Genomic DNA, 24,134 nt, shown 5'->3' with positions numbered 1-24,134 from the left:
TTTTCTATACTTTAAAGTACTTCAGTTGGTCGTGCAGTACCTCTGAAGCGGCCGCTAAATGTTGGCTTTCTTCAGCGAGCATTTGAGAAGCATGCTTAACTTCATTGGCAGCTAAATGAATCGTACTGACATTTTCCGTCATTTCATTGGCAACTAACCCTTGTTGCTCTGAAGCTGCGGCTATTTGCGAGACCATGTCGTTTGAGCGAACAAGCTCTTCTACCATGTCTCCCAACTGGTGTTGAGTAGATTGTGAGATACCAACACTCTCTTCCACTTTAGCGTTGCTGCGTTCCATTGCTTTTACAGTGCGATCTGTACGTTCAATGAGCGAGTCTATCGTTTGTTGAACTTCATCTGTCGATTGCTGAGTACGACTTGCTAAATTGCGCACTTCGTCGGCGACGACTGCAAATCCTCGACCTTGCTCTCCAGCTCGTGCCGCCTCTATCGCAGCATTCAGGGCAAGTAAATTGGTCTGCTCCGAGACTTCACGGATCACACTAACTACCGCGCGGATATCATTAACCCCAGCTTGCAGTTCACTTACCAACTGATCGGCTGATGCGATCTCTCTTGAAACATCAGAAATCGTCGTCGCGGTCTGCTCCATCGCCTTACCACTCTGCTCAGCATGTGTGGTTACAAGTGAAGTGCTATGAGCAGTGTTTTCTGCGTTATTGGCCACATCAGCAATAGTGGTACTCATTTCAGTCATGGCGGTAGAAAGAAGCTCTAACTGCGCATGTTGGCTATTTACACTTGTTGCGGCTTCTTCACTCGCTTGAGCAATACTCTGTGCCATATTTGATGATTGCAGCGCCGATTCATGGGCAGCAAGTAATGTACCTTGTAGCTGCTCTAACATACGGTCAATTTCATTACTCATTTCACCTAGCTCATCTTTACGACTCGCATTTAGGCGTACTGTCAAATCACCATCGGCGATCTTATGAGTGTTTTTAATTAGGCGTTGTAGAGGCTCAACAATATTGCTCGAAATAACATAGCCCAAAGCGGTCAACGCGATGATAAGCACGAATGCAACTACCGCCTCTTTTATCGCATTAGCGTAAAACACCTCTTGAATATCGGCGACTAAAATTCCTGAGCCAACAATCCATTGCCATTCTGGGAAAAGTTTCACATAAGAGATCTTGTCTTTTAAGTCTCCTTTAGGGCTTTTCCATTGGTAATCTAAGAATCCTGATTGCGTCGTTTTGGCGATTTGTGCCATTTCACGCCAGTGATACTTGCCTGCACCATCTCTAAAGCTACTCGCATCGACACCATTTAATTCTGGTTTTGTCGGATGCAACACAACTTCTAGAGTGGGTGTGACGACCCAAAAGTAGTTGCTGTTGTCGTATCGCATTTTGGTGATCGCGCCGATCGCTGCTTGCTTCGCCGCTTCTTCACCCATGGTTTGTCTCTGCTCGTAGTAGTAGCTAAGTAAATTAACCACAACTTCTACTTGTGCACTCAGTTTATTCTCTCGTTCTTGTAACGAAGACTTTCTTTGTTCATTCAGGTTATACGCACATGAAGCGATAAGAAGAAGAGCTGAAAAGACGACGAGTGATAAGAGCTTATATTTGATGGAGAGGTTACTCAATTTCATAGACTAGCCTTTTGTTTATATTTTTACTGACGTAGACCGAATCTATTAAATTGAACGCATAAATTCCTGATGCATATCAATCTTTAAGAAAATTGTTACCGCGAAGTATCCAAATACTCTAATAGCTCACACCCATATAACATACAGTTATTGACAACTGGAATATATATTACCAAACCCCACTTACTGATAAATTTATGTCTTAGATAAAAGACAACAAAACATTCTATTAACTTTATCGAACAGTGCCCCGCGGTCACATTTTGCGCAAATGTTAACAAATGATATTGAAGCAAAATAAGCTTACGCAAACCTTAGATATCATCCTGATAACACTTTTCGTTCTGAGCGTGAACTGTCCCAAATAACTGAACATTACCGTTTCTTATAAAATGGAATGTGAACAAGGCAAAGTATTTTTTCCTTGAATATAGAAACAATAGATGTCCCTGTTTCTAATAAGGAAATTAAACATGTTGTATCTTGAGTTTCTCTTTTTGCTCGTGATGCTGTATATCGGTTCTCGGTATGGCGGCATTGGTCTTGGTGTCGTCTCTGGCATTGGTTTGGTGATTGAAGTTTTCATTTTCAAAATGCCGCCAACCTCTCCACCCGTCACCGTTATGCTTATCATCCTAGCGGTGGTCACTTGTGCATCCATTCTTGAAGCCGCTGGTGGCTTAAAATACATGCTGCAAGTCGCTGAACGTGTCTTACGTAAAAACCCAAAACGTGTGACTCTCATTGCTCCTTTTGTAACCTATTCTATGACCTTCTTACTTGGTACTGGTCACGCGGTTTATTCCATCATGCCGATCATTGGCGACGTTGCTTTGAAAAACGGTATTCGCCCTGAACGCCCAATGGCAGCGGCATCGGTTGCATCGCAAATTGCTATCACTGCGTCACCAATTTCAGCAGCCGTGGTTTATTACCTAGCACAACTGTCTGACATTCAACACGAAATCACACTATTGTCGATTCTACTTGTGACGGTACCTGCAACCTTGTTCGGTACTTTGTTGATGTCGCTATACAGCTTAAAACGCGGTAAAGAACTTGAAGACGATGAAGAATATCAAGAGCGTCTGAAAGATCCGGTTTGGCGCGAGAAGATCTTGAATACAACCGCAACGTCTTTGGACGAAGTGTTACCAACTAGCGCACGTAACTCGGTATTGCTGTTCATTCTTTCAATTCTTGTGATCGTCGTCATCGCGATGTGGCCGGAAGTACGTACCATCGTTGACGGAGCAAAACCAATCAGCATGGCAGTGGTTATTCAGATGATGATGCTCTGCTTTGGCGGTATCATTTTACTTGCGACCAAAACCGATCCACGTGATGTACCAAATGGCGTTGTCTTTAAATCAGGTATGGTGGCAGCGATTGCTATCTTCGGTATTGCTTGGATGTCAGATACTTACTTCCAATACGCAATGCCTCAGTTTAAGTCAGGCATCGTAGAGATGGTAACCAACTACCCTTGGACATTCGCACTAGCACTATTCATTGTGTCTGTTGTGGTGAACTCTCAAGCTGCGACAGCGCGTATGATGCTACCAGTGGGTCTGGGTCTTGGTTTGGAGCCAGCGCTGCTTATCGGCCTAATGCCAGCAGTTTACGGCTACTTCTTTATCCCTAACTACCCTTCAGATATCGCGACAGTTAACTTTGATACGTCGGGTACGACTAAGATTGGTAAGTGGTACTTCAACCACTCATTCATGTCTGTGGGCTTGATTGGGGTGATTGGTGCTTGCTGCCTAGGTTACGTGTTAGGACAAATGATTATCCCATCATAAACTGAACATAGATAAGAAAGTTTGGGGCGAGTCATTGTACGTTTGCGTACAGCCTGAAGTGACTCGCCCTTTCTTTATTCTCGAAGCCACATGGCTAGTTGAGACTAAAGAAGAAAATCATCATCGACTGCAACGAAGTGATCGGCACAATCAATCAGTGTTTGAGACGTTAACTTTGGTACACCATACACAGTAACTTTTTTATTGAATCGTTGCTGAATACGTTCCACCAGCATACTAAAATCCCCATCGCCAGAAACAAGAACGATCTCATCTACTTCCGGCGCTACTTCAATCGCATCAAGCGTGATACCCACATCCCAATCCCCTTTAGCACTGCCATCACGGCGTTGAATAAACGGTTTAAGCATCACTTCGAAGCCAACGCCACGCAGAATATGGTGGAACTGGCGCTGCTTAGGGTCGTTACTCGCAATAGCATAAGCTCGCGCGCTTACCACTTCTTTCCCTTGTGTTGCAACATACCAAAACTGGTTGTAATCAAAATTGCTGCGGTACGCTTCACGACAGGTGTAATAGACGTTTTGTACGTCGACTAAGATTGCGATCTTTTGTTTGCTATCCGAATTCATCTTCTTAATACACTTTATTTGTTTGTCGCATACCCTATGCCACTTTGCACCAAAGCACAATGAGCTAATTCCACTAAACTTACCGTATAACTTGGTATCCGCGTTTCAAGGAGTGAAGCCATGAGTAAGACGATCATTACCCTGTTGCTTTCATGCCTCTTATCAAGTCCAGCATTTGGATATCCAGCGCATGCCCAATACTGGCCACATCGTAGCGTGCTCTATTTTGCCCCCGCAAACGACGATCACGTTAAGCAGTTTTTGCTGGAAGCATTGATGAATGAATGCGAATTGGAAGATCGAGACGTCATCACCTTGGTCATAGCGGAAGACGGCTTTACTGAACCTTCTTGGCTAAAAGAAGAGTTCGATTTGAAAATGCTGGCCGCACTCTACGACGTCAAAGCCGGTCAACACACTGCAATTCTGTTGGGTAAAGATGGCGAAGAGAAACACCGCTGGGGTGCAAAGACCGATTGGCAGTTCATCAATAATCTTATCGATCAAATGCCAATGCGGAAAAGAGAGATGCAACAGAAACGCAGTCCTTGCGCCATTTAGTGCTTAGCGGTTAGGGCTTTCGTTATTTGCCGAACCAATCCAATTTGTTGTGCAGCTGCGTTACGCTGCCCACCACAATTAACGCAGGACTTACAGCCTGTTCCGCCATGCTCGATAGCTCATTTAACTTACCTTGGAAAACACGTTGCTCTGGGCGCGTGCCGTTTTCAATGATTGCGCATGACATTTCAGGGTCCAAACCATGTGTAATCAGTTTATCCATGATATGACCGCTTTGCTTCAATCCCATGTAGAACACAAGTGTGTTGTTAGATTGCGCTAGCGAATGCCATTCAATCTCGCGACCATCTTTTTGTACATGGCCTGTAATAAACTGAACACTTTGAGCATGATCGCGGTGCGTTAATGGGATCCCCGCGTAAGCTGTTGCTCCTGCTGCCGCAGTAATACCCGGAACGACTTCATATTTGATACCGAATTCAGCTAATTCTTCAAGCTCTTCACCACCTCGGCCAAAGATAAATGAATCACCGCCCTTCAGACGCACTACACGCTTACCTTCTTGCGCTTTTTGCACCAAGATTTGGTTGATTTGATCTTGAGGCACACAGTGAAAGTCTAATTTCTTGCCTACATAAATCATCTCTGCTGATGCGTGAGCCAATTCAAGAATGTCTTTGGACACCAATCGGTCGTACACCACAACTTCAGCCGCTTGAATTGCTTTTAACCCTTTTACAGTAAGTAAGTCTGGGTCACCAGGCCTGCGCCAACAAGAGAAACAAAGCCGCTGTTTAAGGATGAGTTAACAGTAGTCATATCAACGCCTATCGAAAAATTTAGATATAAAGAGAGACTCTTGGCAAAGAAGCGCTTTTTATAGCCAAATAGCTTATTCGTAGATGGGAACGAGATTCCCTACTCTGTCGTTCCTCCATCTAGGGAATGACAGACTTATCGCTTTGCTTGTCATCGCATTAGACAAGCAGTCTTTGTTGAATTGCTCCTTTTGAGTCATTCCCGAGAGCGACGAAGGAGCGTAGTCGGGAATCTCTCAGTTCAAGTCCCAAGAGAGTCCCGACTCGTTCATTACCTAATATTGGCAATAAACCTCGATTACTTAGCCATTACAGGCTCTGCTTTTACTTCTTCTTCAGCATTGATAGAAGGCGCAGTTTTTGCGTGAGTTAGGTACAGTGGAATACAAGTCATTACAAGACCACCAACGATGTTACCCAGGATGGTTGGAATAAGGTTGAAATTCAACCAAGTCGCAATACCGAAATCCGCACCTAGAATCATACCTAGTGGGAATAGGAACATGTTTACTACTGTGTGCTCAAATACTAGCGCGAAGAAGATGAAGATTGGGAACCACATCATTGCTACACGGCCAGACACTGAACGTGCTGTCATGTTGCCGATAACGCCTAGACACACCATCAGGTTACAGAAGATGCCACGTACGAAACACGTGATCCATCCGTCCATACCCATGTTTTCAAAACCAAGGCTACGTGCGGTAGAAACAGCGATAAATTTCTTCGCTACTGCGTTTAGTTCTAGAGAGAAGTTACCTGTTAGAGAGATTGCCACTAGGTAAGCTACGATTAGTGAACCGATTAGGTTACCCAAACCTACAAGACCCCAACAACGGAAAATACGACCCCAAGTGATACCAGGACGGTTTGCGAATTTAGCGAGAGGCGCTAGACCAAAAACACCCGTTACGAGATCGTAGCCCATAACACTAAGAATCACGAAACCGACTGGGAAGACAAGTGCCCCTACAACACCAACACCTGTTTGTACGATTGTGGTAATCGCAACAACAACCGCAAGCGATAGGATGATACCCGCCATAGTACTACGAAGCAGAAGATCGCGAGTGCTGGTATTGGTTTTCGCCTCACCCACGTTGATCATGGTTTGTACGAATTCAGCAGGTTTAAAGTCTGTAGACATGAATGTGTCCTTATTCAAAATTGAAAGTTAAAAGTTGAAATTGAATAGTGAAAGACTCGCTGTTCCTCTGTTCCCCAACTGAGAAACAACGAATCTTTAAGCTATTAAATCTCCATAGCCTTCTTATTTGTCACCTAGCTGCTACAACAACTATTTGGGCTATGCTGAATATTTACGCGGCGATCTCTACTTTGCCCTTTGCGACACGTGCTTTGTACGATTTCACGCTCATGCGCTCATCTTCCATACATGAACCTGTTGCTAGGTTAAAACGTTGCTTCTTAAGTGGGCTTGCTACCCATAATTGCTCATCGTGTTCAACAATCAGGCCTCGTGACAGTACATTTGACTGAAAAAACGGGTCCATATTGTTGATTGCAAAGACTTCTTCAGTCGCTCGTGGACGGAAGATCGCGACTTGTTCACCCTCAAACAGTGCCACTACACCAGTACCTGGGATGATGTCTTCGATGTTGCAAACTTTTGTAAATGCCATGATCTTTTCTCCCCTTAAACCACTTCTACGTGAAGGATATCACCTTTCGCGTCAGGATGTTTTTCAGTGAATGTAGCCGGGCGATGCTGCTCACGGCCATCTGTCACGAACATAACGTTGTCGTCACGTTCATCAGAGTTCACGAAGTGTGCAAAACGCTTCAGCTGAGTTTCATCGTTGATAGTGTCAGTCCACTCACAGCGGTACTCTTCAACCAACTTCGCTACGTCTGCTTCAAGTTGCTCGTTGATACCCAGTTTGTCTTCCATGATTACCTCACGTAGGTAATCAATACCGCCTTCTAGGTTTTCGAACCATACCGATGTGCGCTGTAGTGGCGCTGCTGTACGAATGTAGAACATCATGAATCGGTCGATGTACTTGATCAGCGTTTCTTGGTCTAGGTCACCGGCTAGTAACGTTGCATGACGAGGCTTCATACCACCGTTACCACAAACGTACATGTTCCAACCTGCGTCAGTTGCGATGATGCCCAAGTCTTTGCCTTGCGCTTCTGCACACTCACGAGTACAACCAGACACACCAAACTTCATCTTATGAGGTGTACGGATGCCTTTGTAACGGTTCTCGATCATTACGCCAAGGCCAACTGAATCTTGAACGCCGTAACGACACCAAGTAGAACCGACACACGTCTTAGCCATACGCAGTGCTTTCGCATAAGCTTGGCCTGTTTCGTAACCTGCTTCGATTAGCTTTTTCCAGATTGCAGGAAGGTCATCTTTCTGCGCACCAAATAGACCGATACGTTGAGCGCCTGTGATCTTGGTGTACAGGTTGTATTCAGCGGCAACGTCTGCAAGTGCAGCAAGCGCTTGTGGCGTTACTTCACCACCAGCCATACGTGGAATAACAGAGTAAGTACCATCTTTTTGCATGTTACCTAGGAAGTTATCGTTGGTATCGTGCAGTTTAACCAGAGATGGCTTCAGGATGTGGTCACCCCAGCAAGAAGCAAGGATAGAGCCTGCTAGTGGTTTACACACTTCACAGCCGTAGCCTTTACCGTGTTTCTCTAGCAACTCTTCAAACGATTTAATTTCACCGATACGCACTAGGTGGAAAAGCTCTTGGCGAGAGTAAGCAAAGTGCTCACAAACGTCTGCTTTTACTTCAACGCCCGCTTTTTCAAGCTCAGCGTTTAGCACTGACGTTACAAGTGGGATACAGCCACCACAACCTGTGCCTGCACCCGTTACCGCTTTGATGTCACCAATAGTGTGGTGCCCTTGTGCAACAGCTTCAGCGATTTTGCCTTTAGTCACGTCGAAGCAAGAACAGATAACCGCAGAATCAGGCAGAGCATCTGCGCCTAGTGTTGGTTTTTCTGCGCCGGCATGAGCTGGTAGAATCAATGCGTCTGGGTGTTCTGGTAGGTCGATTTCATTCAACATTAGCTGTAGAAGATCACCGTAGTCAGAAGTATCACCGACCATCACCGCACCAAGAAGCTTCTTGTTGTCTTCTGATACGATTAAGCGTTTGTAAACTTCTTGCTCTTCGTTCTGGTAAACATAACTCTTACAACCAGGAGTACGACCGTTAGCGTCACCGATAGAACCAACTTTCACACCAAGCAATTTAAGCTTCGCTGACATGTCAGCACCTTCGAACTTGCTGTCATTACCCACAATGTGGTCAACCGCTACCGTTGCCATCTTGTAACCAGGAGCAACTAACCCGTAGAAGGTTTCATTCCAAGACGCACACTCGCCAATCGCGTAAATGTTCTCATCAGATGTCTGACAGAAGTCGTTAATGGCGATACCACCACGTGGTGCAACATCCAACTGCATGTCACGAGCCAGCTTATCTTGTGGACGAATACCTGCAGAGAATACGATGAAATCTGTCTCTAGTTCAGTACCATCGGCAAAACGCATAACATTACGTGCATCTTTACCCTCAGGAGCAATTTCAAGTGTGTTTTTGCTCGTATGAACCTTAACACCCATGCTCTCGATTTTTTGGCGAAGTTGATTACCACCCGCTTGATCTAGCTGTTCAGCCATCAACTTCGGTGCGAACTCGACAACGTGAGTTTCAACGCCAAGCGCTTTCAATGCACCCGCAGCTTCAAGACCAAGTAGGCCGCCACCAATAACCACGCCGACTTTACTCTTCTTCGCGCACGCTTCGATCGCTTTTAGATCTTCGATAGTACGGTAAACAAAACAGTCTTTACTTTCACGGCCCTTGATAGGTGGAACGAACGGGAATGAGCCAGTTGCCATAATCAGCTTGTCGTATTGAATTTCACGACCAGTGCTTGAATGAACGATACGCTTCTCACGGTTTACGTTAATGGCACGCTCGCCAATTAACATATTCACACCATGCTTCTCGTAGAAACCTTCTTTAACCAAAGATAACTCGTCCGCTGTATGGTGAGAAAAGTAAGAAGAAAGGTGGACACGGTCATAAGCGACACGTGGTTCTTCACAGAAAACTGTGATCTCATATTGAGATGCATCCGTTTTTTCGACTAAGTCTTCAATGTAACGGTGCCCTACCATACCGTTACCGATAACGACCAGCTTCAACTTGCTCATAATACTTCCTAAGGGTTAGGTTCTTATAACTGAGCGCATTGTTAAATGTGAAAGAAAATTAATACATGATGTAAATCAATTACGGAATCAAACTACCCTAAAGGGGTAGATGATAAAAAACCTTAGCTACAAGAGGGTTTAACAGTAAATTTGCCACATATTTATGTAGTAAACCGTCACCACCTCACTAGGCTGTTAATAATTTTTAATAAATCAAGTAAAAGTCGTCAAACTAGGCCGTTTTCGAGACACCAATCAGGCAAAAATGAAATTGATAATATTAATTAAATTGATTTGGCAAATAATAAGAATCGATTTCATAGTTTTCACTTTTGTTTATAAATAATCCGCTCAAATTGACTTGTGTCATATGTTGATCTTCATTCCAAATCTAAACTATTGCTTGAAAATCAACAGTCTGAGTTCTTGCTTTTAGCACAACTCTTCTAACCAACAGTAAAAATAGAACGACTAATATGCTCAACAAGGAATTTAGCGAAGCTGCCAACTTGATCTCCACAACCGATCCTAGCAGTCATATCACCTATGCAAATAGTGACTTTTGTGACATAGCTGGGTATGAAGATCATGAACTCATTGGCAACCCACACAATATGGTTCGTCATAAAGACATGCCGAAAGCCGCATTTAAACAAATGTGGGAATATCTCAAAGCTGGTAAGAGCTGGATGGGGCTGGTAAAGAACCAATGCAGTGACAACGAGCACCACTATTGGGTTTCCGCATTTGTAACGCCAATTCGAGATCCTCAAGGTAACGTGATTGAATACCAATCGGTTCGGTCTAAGCCTTCCCAAGAACAAATCCTACGCGCAGAAAGCCTTTACAAACAAATCTCACACAATAAAGCGAAAGTAAGACCTCGCTTCAAGTATCACCTTATAAATGCTATTGGCTTACCTGCCCTTCTGGCTTCCTTACTCGCTTTAAGCGTGATGTCAGCAAACTGGTTACTGCTAATACCAGCTCTACTTGCGTTACTGCTTTGCGGGAATGCTCTCATGCAAAAGAAACGCTTTGACGATCTGTCTGAGCTAACAAAGCAAGCGTATGAAAATGAGTTGATGGAGTACCCATACACGAATCATAAAGATGACTACTCACGCATTGAGTTGGCTTTAATGATGCGCAAAGCTGAGCTAAGAGCAGTTTCAGGTCGAGCGAGTGAAACTTCAGGGAAAATATTGGCATCAGCAGAAGATGAATTCGGCACCATACAGAGTATTGGTCAAAGCCTTCAGCAACAATGTAGCGAAACTGAACAAGTCGCAGCCGCAGTTGAAGAGCTGACTAACTCCATCAATGAAGTTTCAACGGCAGCTACTGACGCCTCTCAACTAACCGAACAAGCAAATGCTGAATCACAGAAAGGTTTAACGAGCATAGAACAGACAATATCTGAAGTGGACGCCTTAGATGAGGAGCTTACTCGTTCGCAATCTATCATTAATCAGCTTTCCAATGACAGCCAAAAAATAGACAGCATTTTGGAAGTCATTACTGCAATTTCCGAGCAAACTAATCTACTGGCCCTCAATGCTGCAATTGAAGCAGCAAGAGCCGGTGAAGCTGGTCGAGGTTTTGCAGTCGTTGCAGATGAAGTGAGAAATCTTGCGTCGAAGACTGGCTCTTCTGCTAGTGAAATTCACTCTATGATTAAGCAACTGCAAGACACTGCCAACCTTGCGGTCGAAGCAATGCAAAAAGGTAATGAACTGTCGAATAACTGCAAGGAACGAGCTGACCAAACGGGTGAAGTTCTTCGAATGATTTCGGCTAAGCTTGACTCTGTAACTGATAGTAGTCATCAAATTGCTACCGCAGTAGAACAGCAAGCTTGTGTGACACAAGAGATCAACCGAAACGTCATCAACATCAAGCAGTTAGCAGACGACACATCAGAGACGTCAAACACTTCAATTGAGCGAACCAGTCAGCTTGTCGACAGTATCGAAGCAATGCAGCGCTTGATGACTCAATTCAACCGCTAATGAAACGAAGGGCCTGAATCATATAAGGCCCTTCTTTTTTGCCTTCAGAAAACATTCCTATAAGATATTTAGCTAAAAGACATAGCAAATCATGCTAACAAACTAATATTTAAATTGTTGCATACTCTATGTTGTAATATTTCATAATCGGTAAATAAGATAAAATCATAGCATATAAACTCATTTCATATTTTTCCAAATAAATATTAAATTCACATTCTACTTAATTGAAATTACTAATCTTTTTTTCATTGCATTAAACACAAACGATTTGGTTGAAAATTAGCCAAAAATACTGTTATTATCTAGCGGCTAATTTATATGTAACATTAATATATAAATAAAAAACAATTTGCATAATTCAATGAGCACCAATATTTTATAACATTATTTGCGTGGTGATATTTTGGTTCTGTTTCCAACGAGTTAGCTCTGAATTTTTACAAATTAATTTAATATAAAAAACTAAATAGGTATATGGAATTGAAGAAGGTCACCCTCCCTCAATCGAGCTTTGTCGCGCCAAATTTTCGACTATTAATTTTTAGCTTGATTACTCTAATAACAACAGTCTCTTTCTCTTCAACAAGTTATGCTAACAATTTAGCGATTGGTGAGCAAACTACCTTGGTGTTGATAGTCAACTTTCAAGAAAACCCACAAGAGATCCCTATTTCAAACGATGAAGCCCATAGCTTAGTTTTTGAGACTGTTAATGAGTTTTACTCGCAAGCTTCGCAAGGACGCTTATGGTTAACTGGTGAGGTCGCAGGAACTTTTACGCTACCGATTTCAAACCAAATTTGTAATGACGATACTGTTGCATCTGAAGCAAATAAAATGGCTCAAAATGCAGGGTTTAACCTAGCAGATTATGACCGTTTTATCTATCTGACTACAAAAACGGCATGCTCTTCGGAAGGGTCCGGAAGCCAGGGAGTGACTCCTTCACGCGCCAATATCAATGGAATTTTCGAACCTCGAGTGATTGCCCATGAACTAGGTCACAACTTTGGGCTTCAGCATTCAAGTGCTCTAGACTGTCAAGATGGTGCTATGACTGGCAGTTGTCGTGTTATTGAATATGGGGATAGCTATGACACTATGGGTAACTATGAAATGGGATATTTCAATGCATTTCAGTTGGAAAACCTTGGGTGGCTGGGTTCTCAGGCTCAAGTAGCTTCCGTTGATGGAGTATATGCCATCAACCCATATGAAGCTTTGGACTCATCACAAACATCTGTTCTAAAGATTCCTCGTGGAGTCGACCCAGTAACGGGAAAATCTCAGTGGTTTTATATCGAATATCGTCAACCTATTGGCTTTGATGATTTCTTAAATGAACGTTCTTACAAGCTTTACCGCCAAGATGTAACAGAAGGTATTGTTGTGCGCCTCGCTACAGATGACACTCCAAAGAGCAGTCGTCTATTGCACATGAAACCAAACTCGACATTCAAACAATTGTTTGGAAACAACGATTGGGAAGACTCTGCCTTACCTATTGGTGGAACTTTTGTTGACCCGACATCCGGAGTGTCCATCACATTAGAAAGTGCGAATGGTTCTAGTGCTCAAGTCAGCGTATTGTTTGACGGGAACAACACACAATGTGTTGCTACTGCCCCACAAGTTTCCATAACGCCAGTATCGAATATTGCAGCCCAAGCTGGAGAAACGCTTGAGTACCAATTACGTATTACTAATCAAAATAGTGACAACTGTGAGGACGTGACTTATTTACCATCACTTGATGTACCTAGCGGTTGGGTTTATGACGCAAACTCTATATCCATTGCATCAGGTATAACAAAAGATACAAATATTAGCGTTACATCAAGTTCAAGTGCTAATAGTGATAACTATAATATCCCGGTGCAGGTTAGTGAAAGTAAATATAACCAAGTAGCTCAATCCTCTCTTTCTTATAATGTAGAAAGTTCATCTGAAACTAAAGTTCAAGCGATTGATGATAGTATCATTATTACTGAAAAAGTTACTACGCGTATCTATCAATTAAATAATGACATTTTCGAAAATAATTCAAATCTAAATATAACGATTAGCAAACCTAATAAAGGTACAGCTCGTTTGCTTAGTGATGGTTCAATAGAGTATGTACCAGAAAATAAGTTTAAAAATAGCGACAGCTTTTCATATACAATTGATGATGGAAATTCAACTTCGACAGCGATAATTAATGTTTCTTTACAATCTAGTTCCGGCGGAAACGGTGGAAATGGCGGTAAAGGGAAACAGAAATAAGCATGAAAAAGCCTGGTTTTTATCACCAGGCTTTTCTATTTACAAATATCATTTAGTCTGTTGGTGCTGGACAGATATCACAGTCAGCAGAGGCAGTATTAGTTGCTTGGGTTCCGTCAATCTTCAAGAAACCAACCGCTGTAACAGTATCTCGGAATGATTGTGTTTCTGAATTACTAAACGCTGTAGGAATATAGCTACCGCTGTATGGTTCACATTCATTACCACTACCTGGAGGTCCAAGTACAACATTACTCAGTACCACAACATCATCTGCAGTGTCGCTCGGTGTACCTGAATCATCCACAACAGAAACGTTAACCAACGTCAAATCAGGCGTTGTATTACAAACCATACCAGAGAAGCTTACTTCAGCTATTATACCACTCGCGGTTTGCTTGAATCCGCTAGTACATGACTTGTTCACACTGATCATCGGTGACAAGCTCAACGATTCACAAGGATCGCTAGCAGTATCAGTAATCGTAGCTTGCCCACCAGGTGTAGCAGCAGCAGTGACTCTTACAGTATTTGTTAACCCATTACTTGTGCTCTCAAAACTTCCTGAGTAACTTGCGCTTTGACCAGACGGAATACTACCAAGGCTATGAATTGTACCTGCTTCAAGATCTTCAACGACTACGTCATATAGTGTACCCACACCATCATTAATAACGTCACCGCTATAGGTGTAGACATAACCATCTTCTGTATCGTTAACCTGTGCCTGATTACAAGTTTTAGTAATATCTACGCTACATAGCTCGAAATCGCCAACGACAAAGTCTTTTAACTGCGCTGTGATACTACTTGATGCACGTGTCTCTGCCGCAAAAGCACTAAAGCACGTATCTGCTTGGAGAAGCTGTGTAATATTGACTCCCCCTTCGAAAAAGGTTTCCGGAGGGAATACATCATCTACACCATCTTTAGGAGTGTATGGCCATGGCGAAGTTGCATCAGACGTATTTGTAGAAGCACAAACCAATTGATTTCCCGGAGCACATAGTGCGTTGCTCCTAACTTTTAAACGAAGGTTTGCTGCAGCACACTCCCCATCTTGTGGGTTATTGCTCGCAGCTTTTTTACAACTTGTATCCCATTCTAGGACTAAAATCTCAGGCCCTGCATTCGCTGATTGTAAGTAATTTACCTGGATAAGTAAGTCACCCGCGACATGTTGACCTGAAAACGTGCCATCAGGGTTGGTTCCGACAGAATCTTGATAAAACCAAAAGCCTAAAAATGCGTCACCGCTATTACCAAAACGGTCGGCACCAAAAGTCAATACAAGTTCATTATTGATGATATAGGCCGCAGCATAAGCATGGAGAATATCCCCTTTATCGAGAACGGTACCTGTCTTCCATCCTAATTGTGGGATATCTTGAATGTCTTTCTTACCCCCTGTGAATATTGTATCCGGCGTGGCGGTATCATCTTCAAAGCTAAATACTTGTGCAGACCCATCTAATGGTGGAGTGCCCCAATCGTCGGGCGCGCCAGCTGCCGAATCATCTACAGCATTTGCATTTGATTCTAACTCAAAGACACCATCAGTTGGCGTAGCAAACGCAGAACTGCCTATAAATAGGCTTGTAATAACTGCATATATAAAGATTTTTATCGTGTGCCAGAGCTCTGGCGTGTGAGGTTTCATAATCTACTCCTTAGAACACTCCTAAAACTTGACGAAGGTCCTTATGTCATTAATAGCGTTTAGATAGATAGAAAGTGTGATACAGCTTTCTTTTCGCGACTAATAAGGCATAGAGCGTGCCACAGGGTAAACTATTGATTTATATGTAGTTAAATAGTTGATATAAAATCTTAGTTGACACATTGTTCAATCACAATGGAAACTGAAATGAAATAAGAACAAAAATAGCAATAAATAGAGTGACTAACGTGCAACGAGTATGATGTTACAGGTTGATACAGTCTGGTTTACAGGCGTGACAGGTTAACGTTTTAAGCTCGCTGTAACCGAGGTAGGAATAAAAAACATTAGGAATGGAGGCGCCTCCCGGAATCGAACCGAGGTCCACGGATTTGCAATCCGCTGCATAGCCACTCTGCCAAGGCGCCATCTTTGAGTTTCGTAGAGAAACATTTGAAAGGTTGTCTCGGGACTTCCCCCTAGAACAGGCGTGTACTTTAATGATTTATTTCGTTTAGTCAAAGATTAATTTGTTAAAAAAGAACGTTAGCTAAAAAGACCATCAAGATGGCGACTTTGCATACAAGCTCCGTATATCTTTAGCGCTTTTGCCCAACCACCAACCTTCAACTCTCCCGCCCATAACGATTACGACCACTAAAAATCTGCCGTGCTGTCGTGTGAAAAACAAACGAACAAATGCAAAAAGCCCCGTCATCACTGACGGGGCTTAATAATTCTATATATTCGAATGGAGGCGCCTTACCGAATTTTATTATTCTCATGCACTGAGAGCCCAATCAAATCGGGCCCAATTACATTTAAAAGTTTGCCTTTAAGAAGCGATATGTAGCCTCAGGAACAATTGCTTTAATCGATTGGAAATCTCGCTCCTTCAAATAAGCCCTTACTTTCGAGGCACTTATCACCTGCCCACCTGTGGAGATGCGATCGATTATGTCAACTTCTACACCATAGCCTGGGAGTAACTCTTGCATCTTGTCATTGTACTGCTTTGTAATCATACAATTGGGTTCATCGCCTAGAAATATTTTGCCAATATTAAGTTTCTTTGCAATATACTCACAAAAGAACCAAGCTTCCATTGACGCATCTGCTTTAGCTTCTTTAGTATCTTTGTCAAAGTAATCTGGATACGTCAACTCTGTACAAATGAACCGGCCTCCCCTAAGAACAGTCACATTCTCAAGATGATTTGTAGCTTCGCAGACTAACTTCAAGCGATCTTCAAATTTGAAAAAGGATTTATCTTCTTCAATTACAAATACGAATAACTCATCAACATCACCCGCCGCATACTCTAATAGGTGTAAATGTCCTAGCGTTATCGGGTTACAATTGACCGCAACACTACCTACCTTTGTGCCTTCTTTTGGTACATGCTTTTCTAATAATGAAAGATAACTCTTCATTTCGCATGACTCTAACGACTGAGCTGTGTGTCTATATAAGCAGTATTTTAAGTTATCTAGAACTTGAAGCATCTTATCACAAGGCTCTCGATAATTAGCTACATCTCGGTTTATCATACTCGGTATAATTTCATTGACAATAGACTTAGCTAGTATTGAGTTTCCACTTGGAGAAAAATGACATTGGTGTTTTGTTAAATCAATAAAAAAATCTCGACCTCTATCTAATTTATTTAGATCAATATTAAAAATATATTCATTTTTAGCCCTATTAAACTCGTCATAGTCAAAAAACACAACAATATCGTTTTCTTTTATGTCTGTTTGCACTAAGTTATTAATTGCAAGAATCAACCGCATTCCCTGAACGCCATAGTTCTCAACCTTGATATCGCTATAACTTTTGTTCAGTTCTCTTTGGATTATACTGGTTATCGAATCTTCATCTCTAGAGCCAATAGAAAATGTCGTTGAAGTACCAAACACCAATACACGGCGATTGAAGGATCTTGGCTGAGAAGTCGTCACTCTGCTACCACCTTGCACTGAAACGCATGGGTTTTCAAAATCTCGCAATACAACTTTGGTCGATTTTACGACAGGGGAAAATGAATTAAATAGTTCGGATATTTTTATATCATTGTAATTTCTATACACGTATTTAATATAGCTAGGGACTCTATCACTTTCCCCCCATTTATATCTACCTTTAGTATATAGATCGGGATTGGATATTAGCTCTTTTTCTTCTATAGTTTTGTTTTTTAGCCGTTTACCCTTTCCTGAAATACCAATAAGGCAAGGAATCGCTCCTTTACTTAACACATAATCCTGAATGAATTTTATTTTATCAAAATCACAAATGTTAGAGTCTAATGCACCAATTAGGGAGACTATATCATCAGGAATCGGGGTTGGGTCATCAACGATATCGACAGGCCGAGTGGCATTACTTAAGATGTGTAAATTTTTTAAAATGTAGTAGTAATCAGCTCTTGAACCTGACTTATACACTGCTTCAGCATGCTTAACTGAGTTTGTATAGTCTCCTAATCTACTATACAAACTCGCTAGCTTAGTATTTCGTCGGATGGTGTTTTTTGAAGTGATTAAATCTAAGGATCGATATTTTAAGATTCTCAGTCTCGCTGACAAGTCAATGATGTTCATTTTTACTACTAATAATTACAGTTAATGTATGCCAAAACAGCATTATACAACATATGCAACAAAATTAATGTATCGATTTGTAATATTGACACTACAAACCAATACATCTATGTATAGTGTCACCGTTCAATAAGTAAAGACTACTCTGCTAACGTAGGTGCTATGAGGCTCAGTACTGCAATATACTTTTATGTCGCTTAGACGAAAAAAGCCCCGTCATCACTGACGGGGCTTAATAATTCTATATATTCGAATGGAGGCGCCTCCCGGAATCGAACCGAGGTCCACGGATTTGCAATCCGCTGCATAGCCACTCTGCCAAGGCGCCTTACCGAATTTTATTGTTCTCATATAATGAGGGATGCTGCCCCGACCGGAATTGATGGTCTGACACTCGGCCGGTCAACTCGACGGAAGGATTTTCAATCCACACACTAAAATAGCTGATGGTGCCCCGGGCCGGACTTGAACCGGCACAACGCGAACGTCGAGGGATTTTAAATCCCTTGTGTCTACCAATTCCACCACCAGGGCAACGCAATCAATGCGATGGCAACACCATCTGCTCTAACGACCTTTGCCGCGAGAACGAGGCGTACTTTAACTCAATAAATTTTTAGGTCAACCGTTTATTTTATCTTTTTTATTCATATGTTTAAAAAGCAACCCGGAATGATCGCTATTCATACAATAATAACATTCATACATCCTACTTCTGTTTTGTGTTGTGTTTAGCTTTAACACACATTCTGTTCAGAGTCAGTTACACTTTGTTCACTTAGTGAACACTCGAACAAGCCCTCGCTTTAATTGCTTTTAATCAGGTACTTAGTAACCCCTTCAAATAAATCTCTTCAGCCTTGAGTAGACAAACTGTGCAAAGGCAAACACACCCAAAATAATTAGCCCCACAAAAACAACCACTTATACATGGAACACTCTATGCTAAGACTCCGGTGCAGTATCGAACTTATTTCTGAAAGAACAACGATGCGGTTGTATAGCTCGCTCTATACCCGCCGGAGGTTTTATGAAAGAAACAAACAATACGCGCTGGTACAACATGGACTTCAGTTGTATCAGTTCTCTGAACACAAAACTGATCAAGTTACTTACTTCGCTTTTGGTCTGCTCTGCGTTTTTAGTATCGCAGAATGTCCGAGCTGAAGCCGGCCCTCCATCAGGTCAAGGCGTTCAACCAGTTCAATACAACGGTAACCCAACCTGTGCTGACTTCTATGGAATACCAGACCTCGAAGAATTCAAAATTGAACCTGTTGCCGATGGTGTTTACTCTGATGGTGAACTAGAAGTTGCAATATCGGTACAAGAAGGGGCCAAAACGTTTTCTTGGGATCAAGGTTCAAGTCCAGTCATCATTCAAGGCATCTTTGTGAAAGGTGGCCCTACTGGTAACTTGTATGAGTATTTTGCAGATGGCATTTTAGTTAGTAGCGATACCGGATTACATTCTCCGGTACGTCGAGGGGATGATTTTTATGGTTTAAGCCACATCTCGTTTTGTTACACCCCTGGTAAACCTGAAATCAAAATCACTAAAGTCTGTACGTTTAACAACATTGTTAACGGTGACTCCTTACAATATGACTACGAGCTGAAAGTCGAAAATACTGGCCAGTTGCCTCTTTACGATATTAAAGCAACAGACACCACTGCCGTTGAAGAAGACCTTGATAACGGTGTTCATATGTTTGAACTCGCTACGCTTGCAGTCGGCGACTACCAAACATTTAACGGTACTTTTAGAGTAGCTCAGAATGGTATTACCAACTACGCTGAAGTAACTGCAGCACTTGCTGGTGGTGGAGAGGTTGCAGTTTCAGACAATGCCGATTGGGAATGTCCAAATCAAAACATTCCTGGCGCGCTAACACTTCAAAAAGAGTGTAACGTGATTGTCGTGAACCGCTTTGCAAACACAGGTATTCATGAGTACGGTCTTGAAGTCAATTACAATGGTAGTGTTTGTAATACATCGGAAATTACCATAAATGACGTTGTTGTAATTGATAACAAAGACTCTGATCCTATCTTTGTTGGTACACTGACACCGGGTCAATGTGCAGACTTTGAAGGTGATTATGAGCCTGTACCGGGAGAAGGTGATGGACTGCCTCTTGCGGGTGGAGATGTTCCGCCATTTGCTGACACGGTGGATGCTATTGGTCAAACAGTCTTTGGTGCAACTGTAGAAGCAATGACTGCTTATGCTGAATGTACTCTATGTCCAACTTGCCCAGAACCTGTTCAATGTCCTGAATAAAGGCTGAGATTGGTAACCCAAAAGAATAAATGCCCGACATATCATATGCCGGGCATTTTAACTAAGTTACTTATTGTTGCCTTTACCTGGCTTAGATCCATTGCCACCACCATCTGATGACTCTTGCAAAGTGATGCTAACCCATGCGGTGGAGCTACTTTGACCGTCGCTTATGGTGTAGCTGAAGCTGTCCGTATTTTTGAATCGCTTTTCTGGCGTGTAACGGAAGGTCCCATCAGAAAATAATTCAACTCGCCCCTTACTTGGGCTAGTGTATGAAACAATAGAAGCCTTCGTTTCCTCATCAATCACATCGTTAGCAAGTACATCAATGGTTACTGGCTGCTTTTGTGTTAGCACAACGCTATCGTTAACGGCGCTTAACTCGGGAATTGTTCCAACCTCTTCAATCACAGTGTAAGTCACTGTGCCTGTCGCCCTAGCATTTGAGTCTTGGCTATGCAAAGCGGTCATGCCGATGGAATAGTCTTTTGCAGTTGCGTTACTCGCTGAAGTCACAGTCAATAGCAATTGGCCAGACTCCCCCGGAGCTAAGGTTAATTGTCCATTTGTAGCTTGCCAACCACTTGGTACAGTGACGCTCACGGAAAACGTCGTATTCGCACAATCTACACTATCTTGGTTAGTGACAGCCACTTGATACTGCACACTTTCCCCAGCATAAACAGAACTGTCTGTTGTTGCTGTTGCTTTGAGTATTGGCATATGGGTAGTACAAACCTTATCATCACCACCATTGCCTGGATTTCCAAAATGAATGTTCACTTCAGCCATACCATTTGCAGCACTATTCAAAGTCATTGTGACACCCGAATCCGGGTCAGTGTATGTTCCACCTACTGGCATTGCTGGATCAAACCAATCATTTCGACCAAATACAGCCTTGTACTCAGAATCTGTTTTAAAATGAAGAAGGTTGCTGCTACGTGCATCACCATCAGTCGCACTGCGGATAATGATGCCATCCGTCACATCACCACGGTAGAAAGAGTACGAGCGATCATCAAGAAAATCATCAAAACCTACAGACTGGCGATATTCAATGTAGAACCAACGCATCATTCCTGTCGTTGAATCTAAACCGCGCGGCACTTTTAATGTGATCGGCTGATCACTTTGCACCTCATAATTTGCGATTGAATAGTTACCGTCTTGTGTTACTTCAATTGTCTTATTTGAATGCTCACCATCTAACCATCCTAACTGCTCTCGTTGGAACGTGTTGAAGTACCCGATATCAGGGCCACCCATGACATCATAGGTGTCACCATATTCACGAATTTCACATTGGCTACCCAAGGTTTCATCACCACAATCTAAAGCGCGAGAGTGATGCAAGCCAAAGTTGTGTCCAAGCTCATGCGTAATGTTGGTTGCGGAAAAATCTCCGTTAATGTGAGCTCTTGAAGGTATACCTTGTAGGGTTGCAGAGCCAGCGACACCACATGCTGTTTTTGTCATAAGGTAAATAATGCGGTCGTAGTGCGCCAAAGGAACGCCAGCCGCCACCGCTTTATCGTCAGCAGCATTTTGCACAGCTGTAAAGTCACACACTTGATTAGAAAGCGGTAGAGTAAACCAACCTGCCACCTCTCCAGATAACCAAGTTTGTTCAAAAGATGCTTCACGGTAGAAATTGTTTATTTCACCGAATACAAGACTCTCGGCTTGAGCGATGCTAATAGGTTGGTCGTTTGGGTTTTCTTGGAAGTTAACCAGTAGAACCAATGTTTTTTGTTCACCTTTCGTAGGCAGCATGTCACCTGCGAACGCCGAAAATGTAGAGATACTAAGTAGTGCAGCAACAGAAACTGTAACTTTTCCTTTTGCTCTCAACGCTAAGCCTGAAACAAAACTTAAGACATTGGTAGAGTTGAATAAATTCAATTTATTAACCTCAAATTTAGCCTTTTAAATATACAAAGACAGATTGCAACTTTAAATTACCGACAGCATTAACCTCCTCTCACGAAAAGAAAGTAATGAAGTTCAATAATCACAATTAAAAATGACGCCTTGATATTCAACGTCAATATAATTTAGATCACCATTCTTATTAGAATAATGATTGTTGTAGAGTTTATATAATTACATCTATTAGCTTTCGCCCACCCACGATAAATTTAAGTAGTCAAATAAATATACAAGTACAGAATTCATCGCGTAACAGACGCGAGGTTTCATTAGCCAAAAATAGACTGTGCTTGGGTGATTTTAGGTATTCAACACACAAAAAGACCGAACATTCCGACACTACGGGATGCACTGATACACACCAAGCCATACTCGACTTGGGAATACGCCTGTAATCACAAAGGTAGGTTTCTAGTTCGAATCGCCTAGAAAAACTGACTTATTCCACCACTTTATATCCATTTATTAGAATGACTGTAATTCGTTGTGAATGCGATACTAGCAAACTAATAGATTAAATTTCAACCAACCTAGTTATCAATTTTGATAGTTTTTAAATAACGCTTTGCAAATCATGCCGATGCCGAAAAATAAATTTACTTTACTTTACTTGTTATGAAATTGAAATAATATAAACAAGATTATTATGGCACAGTTTTAATATCACCTAAATATAAGCCCATAAAAACATTATGTTAGCGTTTAAAAGTTAAATTTTTATCAGCAGCAATGGGGATAGTAAGAGCAATATTCTAAAATTAATTACATCTATACCCAAGTAACCTCGAGATGCCCGAGTATACACAGGGAGAACTGAACATGAGCGTTAGTCAAAAGCCAGCTTTTGAATTGATTTTGCACACAGAATCGGATTTAAAGTTTACCCTACCCCGTTTTTTCTCTCATGAATTCAGTTACGCCCGGCAGCTTGAGCAAGGGGTTAAAGCTGGTGAGAATTTAGAGTTTAATCATCAATACAGGGTAACATTGCGTCGAATCCGCTCTCTTAGCCAACTGTTAAAAGATGTACTGCCTTCTTTTGAACGTCACTTATTAGCCCGCAACCTCAGAATACTGATGAAGCAAACCAATTACTTACGTGATTTAGATGTCTTTGTTGCCGAAAAATCGTCTTACTTAGACAAACAACTCAAGTATCAACGCGCACTAACATCTATATTCGATCATATACAGCATTCTAGGGAGGTAGAGCAAAAACGAGTCTCAGATTGGCTCGAGACAGATTGCTATAGGAAAACATGTGTAATCATTGAAAATAGCCTGCATAGAGCAAGCGTGCATGAAAGTCTTGAAACAGAAATGGGGACTTTAGAATATGCCAATCAGAAGATTTCGCTACATGCGGGCAAAATCTATAAGTTAAGCCGCAAACTTGGAACACAAAGCTCTGACGACGACATTCATAAACTACGCATAGAATGTAAAAAGCTGCGTTACTTACTAGACTTTTTCACCAACCTGTATCCAAAGAAAGCACACAACCAGAACATTCATCAATTGAAGCTTATGCAGAATCGCTTGGGCGACTTTAACGACAGCGTAACCCAAATTGCGTTTCTATCTAGCCTCAAATCCAAATATGATCTCGGCAAAAAAGGCAAACAAACGATACGTTCCTTGATAAAACAAAAAAAAAGTGCTTCGCTCTCAACAAAGAGCGAGCGCTTTGGATGTACTAAAACAGTTTAGAAAACGGGTGGAATCAGTCGACTTCTTGTCCGTTTATAAAAACAAATAAGCCGAGATCAACCGATCTCGGCTTATCGTGAACAACTG

14 protein-coding genes, 3 tRNA genes and 1 pseudogene are annotated in these 24,134 nt (G+C 42.1%); 6 read left to right on the top strand and 12 right to left on the bottom strand.

Annotated features, from left to right (window positions below):
• Positions 1–4: 4 nt before the first annotated feature.
• Positions 5–1,621 (bottom strand): methyl-accepting chemotaxis protein, encoded by a 1,617-nt coding sequence (locus tag B853_RS22575; protein WP_038883174.1) that lies wholly within the window; start codon positions 1,619–1,621, stop codon positions 5–7.
• 473 nt (positions 1,622–2,094) lie between these two features.
• Here B853_RS22575 and B853_RS22570 point away from each other — a divergent pair, with 473 nt between their 5' ends.
• A complete protein-coding gene (locus B853_RS22570; protein WP_010451687.1) occupies positions 2,095–3,426 on the top strand; it encodes an anaerobic C4-dicarboxylate transporter in 1,332 nt (443 codons plus the stop codon).
• Between the two features lie 104 nt (positions 3,427–3,530).
• Here the strand turns inward: B853_RS22570 and B853_RS22565 are convergent, their stop codons facing one another.
• A complete protein-coding gene (locus B853_RS22565) occupies positions 3,531–4,019 on the bottom strand; it encodes a LabA-like NYN domain-containing protein (protein WP_010451686.1) in 489 nt (162 codons plus the stop codon).
• A 120-nt stretch (positions 4,020–4,139) separates the two neighbouring features.
• Here B853_RS22565 and B853_RS22560 point away from each other — a divergent pair, with 120 nt between their 5' ends.
• Complete coding sequence (locus tag B853_RS22560; protein ID WP_010451685.1) at positions 4,140–4,580, top strand: DUF4174 domain-containing protein; 441 nt, start codon at positions 4,140–4,142, stop codon at positions 4,578–4,580.
• A 22-nt stretch (positions 4,581–4,602) separates the two neighbouring features.
• On the opposite strand, the pseudogene cobA reads toward B853_RS22560, so the two are convergent.
• From cobA to nirB, 4 genes and pseudogenes are all read right to left on the bottom strand, one after another.
• A pseudogene (cobA, locus tag B853_RS22555) lies at positions 4,603–5,360 on the bottom strand (uroporphyrinogen-III C-methyltransferase).
• A 297-nt stretch (positions 5,361–5,657) separates the two neighbouring features.
• A complete protein-coding gene (locus B853_RS22550) occupies positions 5,658–6,506 on the bottom strand; it encodes a formate/nitrite transporter family protein (protein WP_038883176.1) in 849 nt (282 codons plus the stop codon).
• Between the two features lie 172 nt (positions 6,507–6,678).
• The gene (nirD, locus tag B853_RS22545; protein WP_038883178.1) at positions 6,679–7,002 is read right to left on the bottom strand and encodes a nitrite reductase small subunit NirD; all 324 of its coding nucleotides are present in this window, start codon (positions 7,000–7,002) and stop codon (positions 6,679–6,681) included.
• A gap of 14 nt (positions 7,003–7,016) precedes the next feature.
• Positions 7,017–9,575 (bottom strand): nitrite reductase large subunit NirB, encoded by a 2,559-nt coding sequence (gene nirB / locus B853_RS22540; protein WP_038883180.1) that lies wholly within the window; start codon positions 9,573–9,575, stop codon positions 7,017–7,019.
• Between the two features lie 476 nt (positions 9,576–10,051).
• Here nirB and B853_RS22535 point away from each other — a divergent pair, with 476 nt between their 5' ends.
• Positions 10,052–11,587: a methyl-accepting chemotaxis protein gene (locus B853_RS22535; RefSeq protein WP_038882814.1), complete on the top strand. Its 1,536-nt coding sequence runs from the start codon at positions 10,052–10,054 to the stop codon at positions 11,585–11,587.
• Between the two features lie 477 nt (positions 11,588–12,064).
• Entirely contained in the window at positions 12,065–13,855 is a 1,791-nt protein-coding gene (locus B853_RS22530) for an Ig-like domain-containing protein (RefSeq protein WP_038887954.1), read from the top strand.
• A 52-nt stretch (positions 13,856–13,907) separates the two neighbouring features.
• On the opposite strand, the gene B853_RS22525 is transcribed toward B853_RS22530, so the two are convergent.
• From B853_RS22525 to B853_RS22505, 5 genes are all read right to left on the bottom strand, one after another.
• Positions 13,908–15,515 carry a hypothetical protein gene (locus B853_RS22525; protein ID WP_038887952.1) on the bottom strand — a complete coding sequence of 536 codons (1,608 nt, stop codon included), beginning with the start codon at positions 15,513–15,515 and terminating at the stop codon, positions 13,908–13,910.
• A gap of 354 nt (positions 15,516–15,869) precedes the next feature.
• Positions 15,870–15,943: transfer RNA gene (locus B853_RS22520), tRNA-Cys, on the bottom strand.
• A gap of 393 nt (positions 15,944–16,336) precedes the next feature.
• On the bottom strand, positions 16,337–18,118 hold the full coding sequence (locus B853_RS22515; RefSeq protein ID WP_038887951.1) for a nucleotidyl transferase family protein: 1,782 nt from the start codon (positions 18,116–18,118) through the stop codon (positions 16,337–16,339).
• Between the two features lie 254 nt (positions 18,119–18,372).
• Positions 18,373–18,446, bottom strand: a tRNA-Cys gene (locus B853_RS22510).
• A 119-nt stretch (positions 18,447–18,565) separates the two neighbouring features.
• Positions 18,566–18,652 (bottom strand) — tRNA-Leu (locus B853_RS22505).
• 496 nt (positions 18,653–19,148) lie between these two features.
• Between B853_RS22505 and B853_RS22500 the strand changes: the two genes are divergently transcribed.
• Positions 19,149–20,402 (top strand): hypothetical protein, encoded by a 1,254-nt coding sequence (locus B853_RS22500; protein WP_038886680.1) that lies wholly within the window; start codon positions 19,149–19,151, stop codon positions 20,400–20,402.
• Positions 20,403–20,468: 66 nt separating this feature from the next.
• Here the strand turns inward: B853_RS22500 and B853_RS22495 are convergent, their stop codons facing one another.
• Positions 20,469–22,310, bottom strand: coding sequence for an Ig-like domain-containing protein (locus tag B853_RS22495; protein WP_038886678.1), 1,842 nt, complete (start codon positions 22,308–22,310; stop codon positions 20,469–20,471).
• Positions 22,311–23,156: 846 nt separating this feature from the next.
• Between B853_RS22495 and B853_RS22490 the strand changes: the two genes are divergently transcribed.
• Positions 23,157–24,047, top strand: a complete 891-nt coding sequence (locus tag B853_RS22490) for a CHAD domain-containing protein (RefSeq protein WP_170001042.1) — start codon at positions 23,157–23,159, stop codon at positions 24,045–24,047.
• Positions 24,048–24,134: the final 87 nt, after the last annotated feature.

It is taken from the genome of Vibrio rotiferianus CAIM 577 = LMG 21460 (assembly GCF_002741985.1).
GTDB classification, from domain to species: domain Bacteria; phylum Pseudomonadota; class Gammaproteobacteria; order Enterobacterales; family Vibrionaceae; genus Vibrio; species Vibrio rotiferianus.
Note: the sequence above shows the minus strand (reverse complement) of the source record. Positions and strands in the feature narration are given on the sequence as shown.

Excerpts from the sequence above, each read along its gene's own strand:
- B853_RS22575 (WP_038883174.1), bottom strand. The coding sequence starts at position 1,621 with ATGAAATTGAGTAACCTCTCCATCAAATATAAGCTCTTATCACTCGTC.
- B853_RS22570 (WP_010451687.1), top strand. The coding sequence starts at position 2,095 with ATGTTGTATCTTGAGTTTCTCTTTTTGCTCGTGATGCTGTATATCGGT.
- B853_RS22565 (WP_010451686.1), bottom strand. The coding sequence starts at position 4,019 with ATGAATTCGGATAGCAAACAAAAGATCGCAATCTTAGTCGACGTACAA.
- B853_RS22560 (WP_010451685.1), top strand. The coding sequence starts at position 4,140 with ATGAGTAAGACGATCATTACCCTGTTGCTTTCATGCCTCTTATCAAGT.
- B853_RS22550 (WP_038883176.1), bottom strand. The coding sequence starts at position 6,506 with ATGTCTACAGACTTTAAACCTGCTGAATTCGTACAAACCATGATCAAC.
- nirD (WP_038883178.1), bottom strand. The coding sequence starts at position 7,002 with ATGGCATTTACAAAAGTTTGCAACATCGAAGACATCATCCCAGGTACT.
- nirB (WP_038883180.1), bottom strand. The coding sequence starts at position 9,575 with ATGAGCAAGTTGAAGCTGGTCGTTATCGGTAACGGTATGGTAGGGCAC.
- B853_RS22535 (WP_038882814.1), top strand. The coding sequence starts at position 10,052 with ATGCTCAACAAGGAATTTAGCGAAGCTGCCAACTTGATCTCCACAACC.
- B853_RS22530 (WP_038887954.1), top strand. The coding sequence starts at position 12,065 with ATGGAATTGAAGAAGGTCACCCTCCCTCAATCGAGCTTTGTCGCGCCA.
- B853_RS22525 (WP_038887952.1), bottom strand. The coding sequence starts at position 15,515 with ATGAAACCTCACACGCCAGAGCTCTGGCACACGATAAAAATCTTTATA.
- B853_RS22515 (WP_038887951.1), bottom strand. The coding sequence starts at position 18,118 with ATGAACATCATTGACTTGTCAGCGAGACTGAGAATCTTAAAATATCGA.
- B853_RS22500 (WP_038886680.1), top strand. The coding sequence starts at position 19,149 with ATGAAAGAAACAAACAATACGCGCTGGTACAACATGGACTTCAGTTGT.
- B853_RS22490 (WP_170001042.1), top strand. The coding sequence starts at position 23,157 with ATGAGCGTTAGTCAAAAGCCAGCTTTTGAATTGATTTTGCACACAGAA.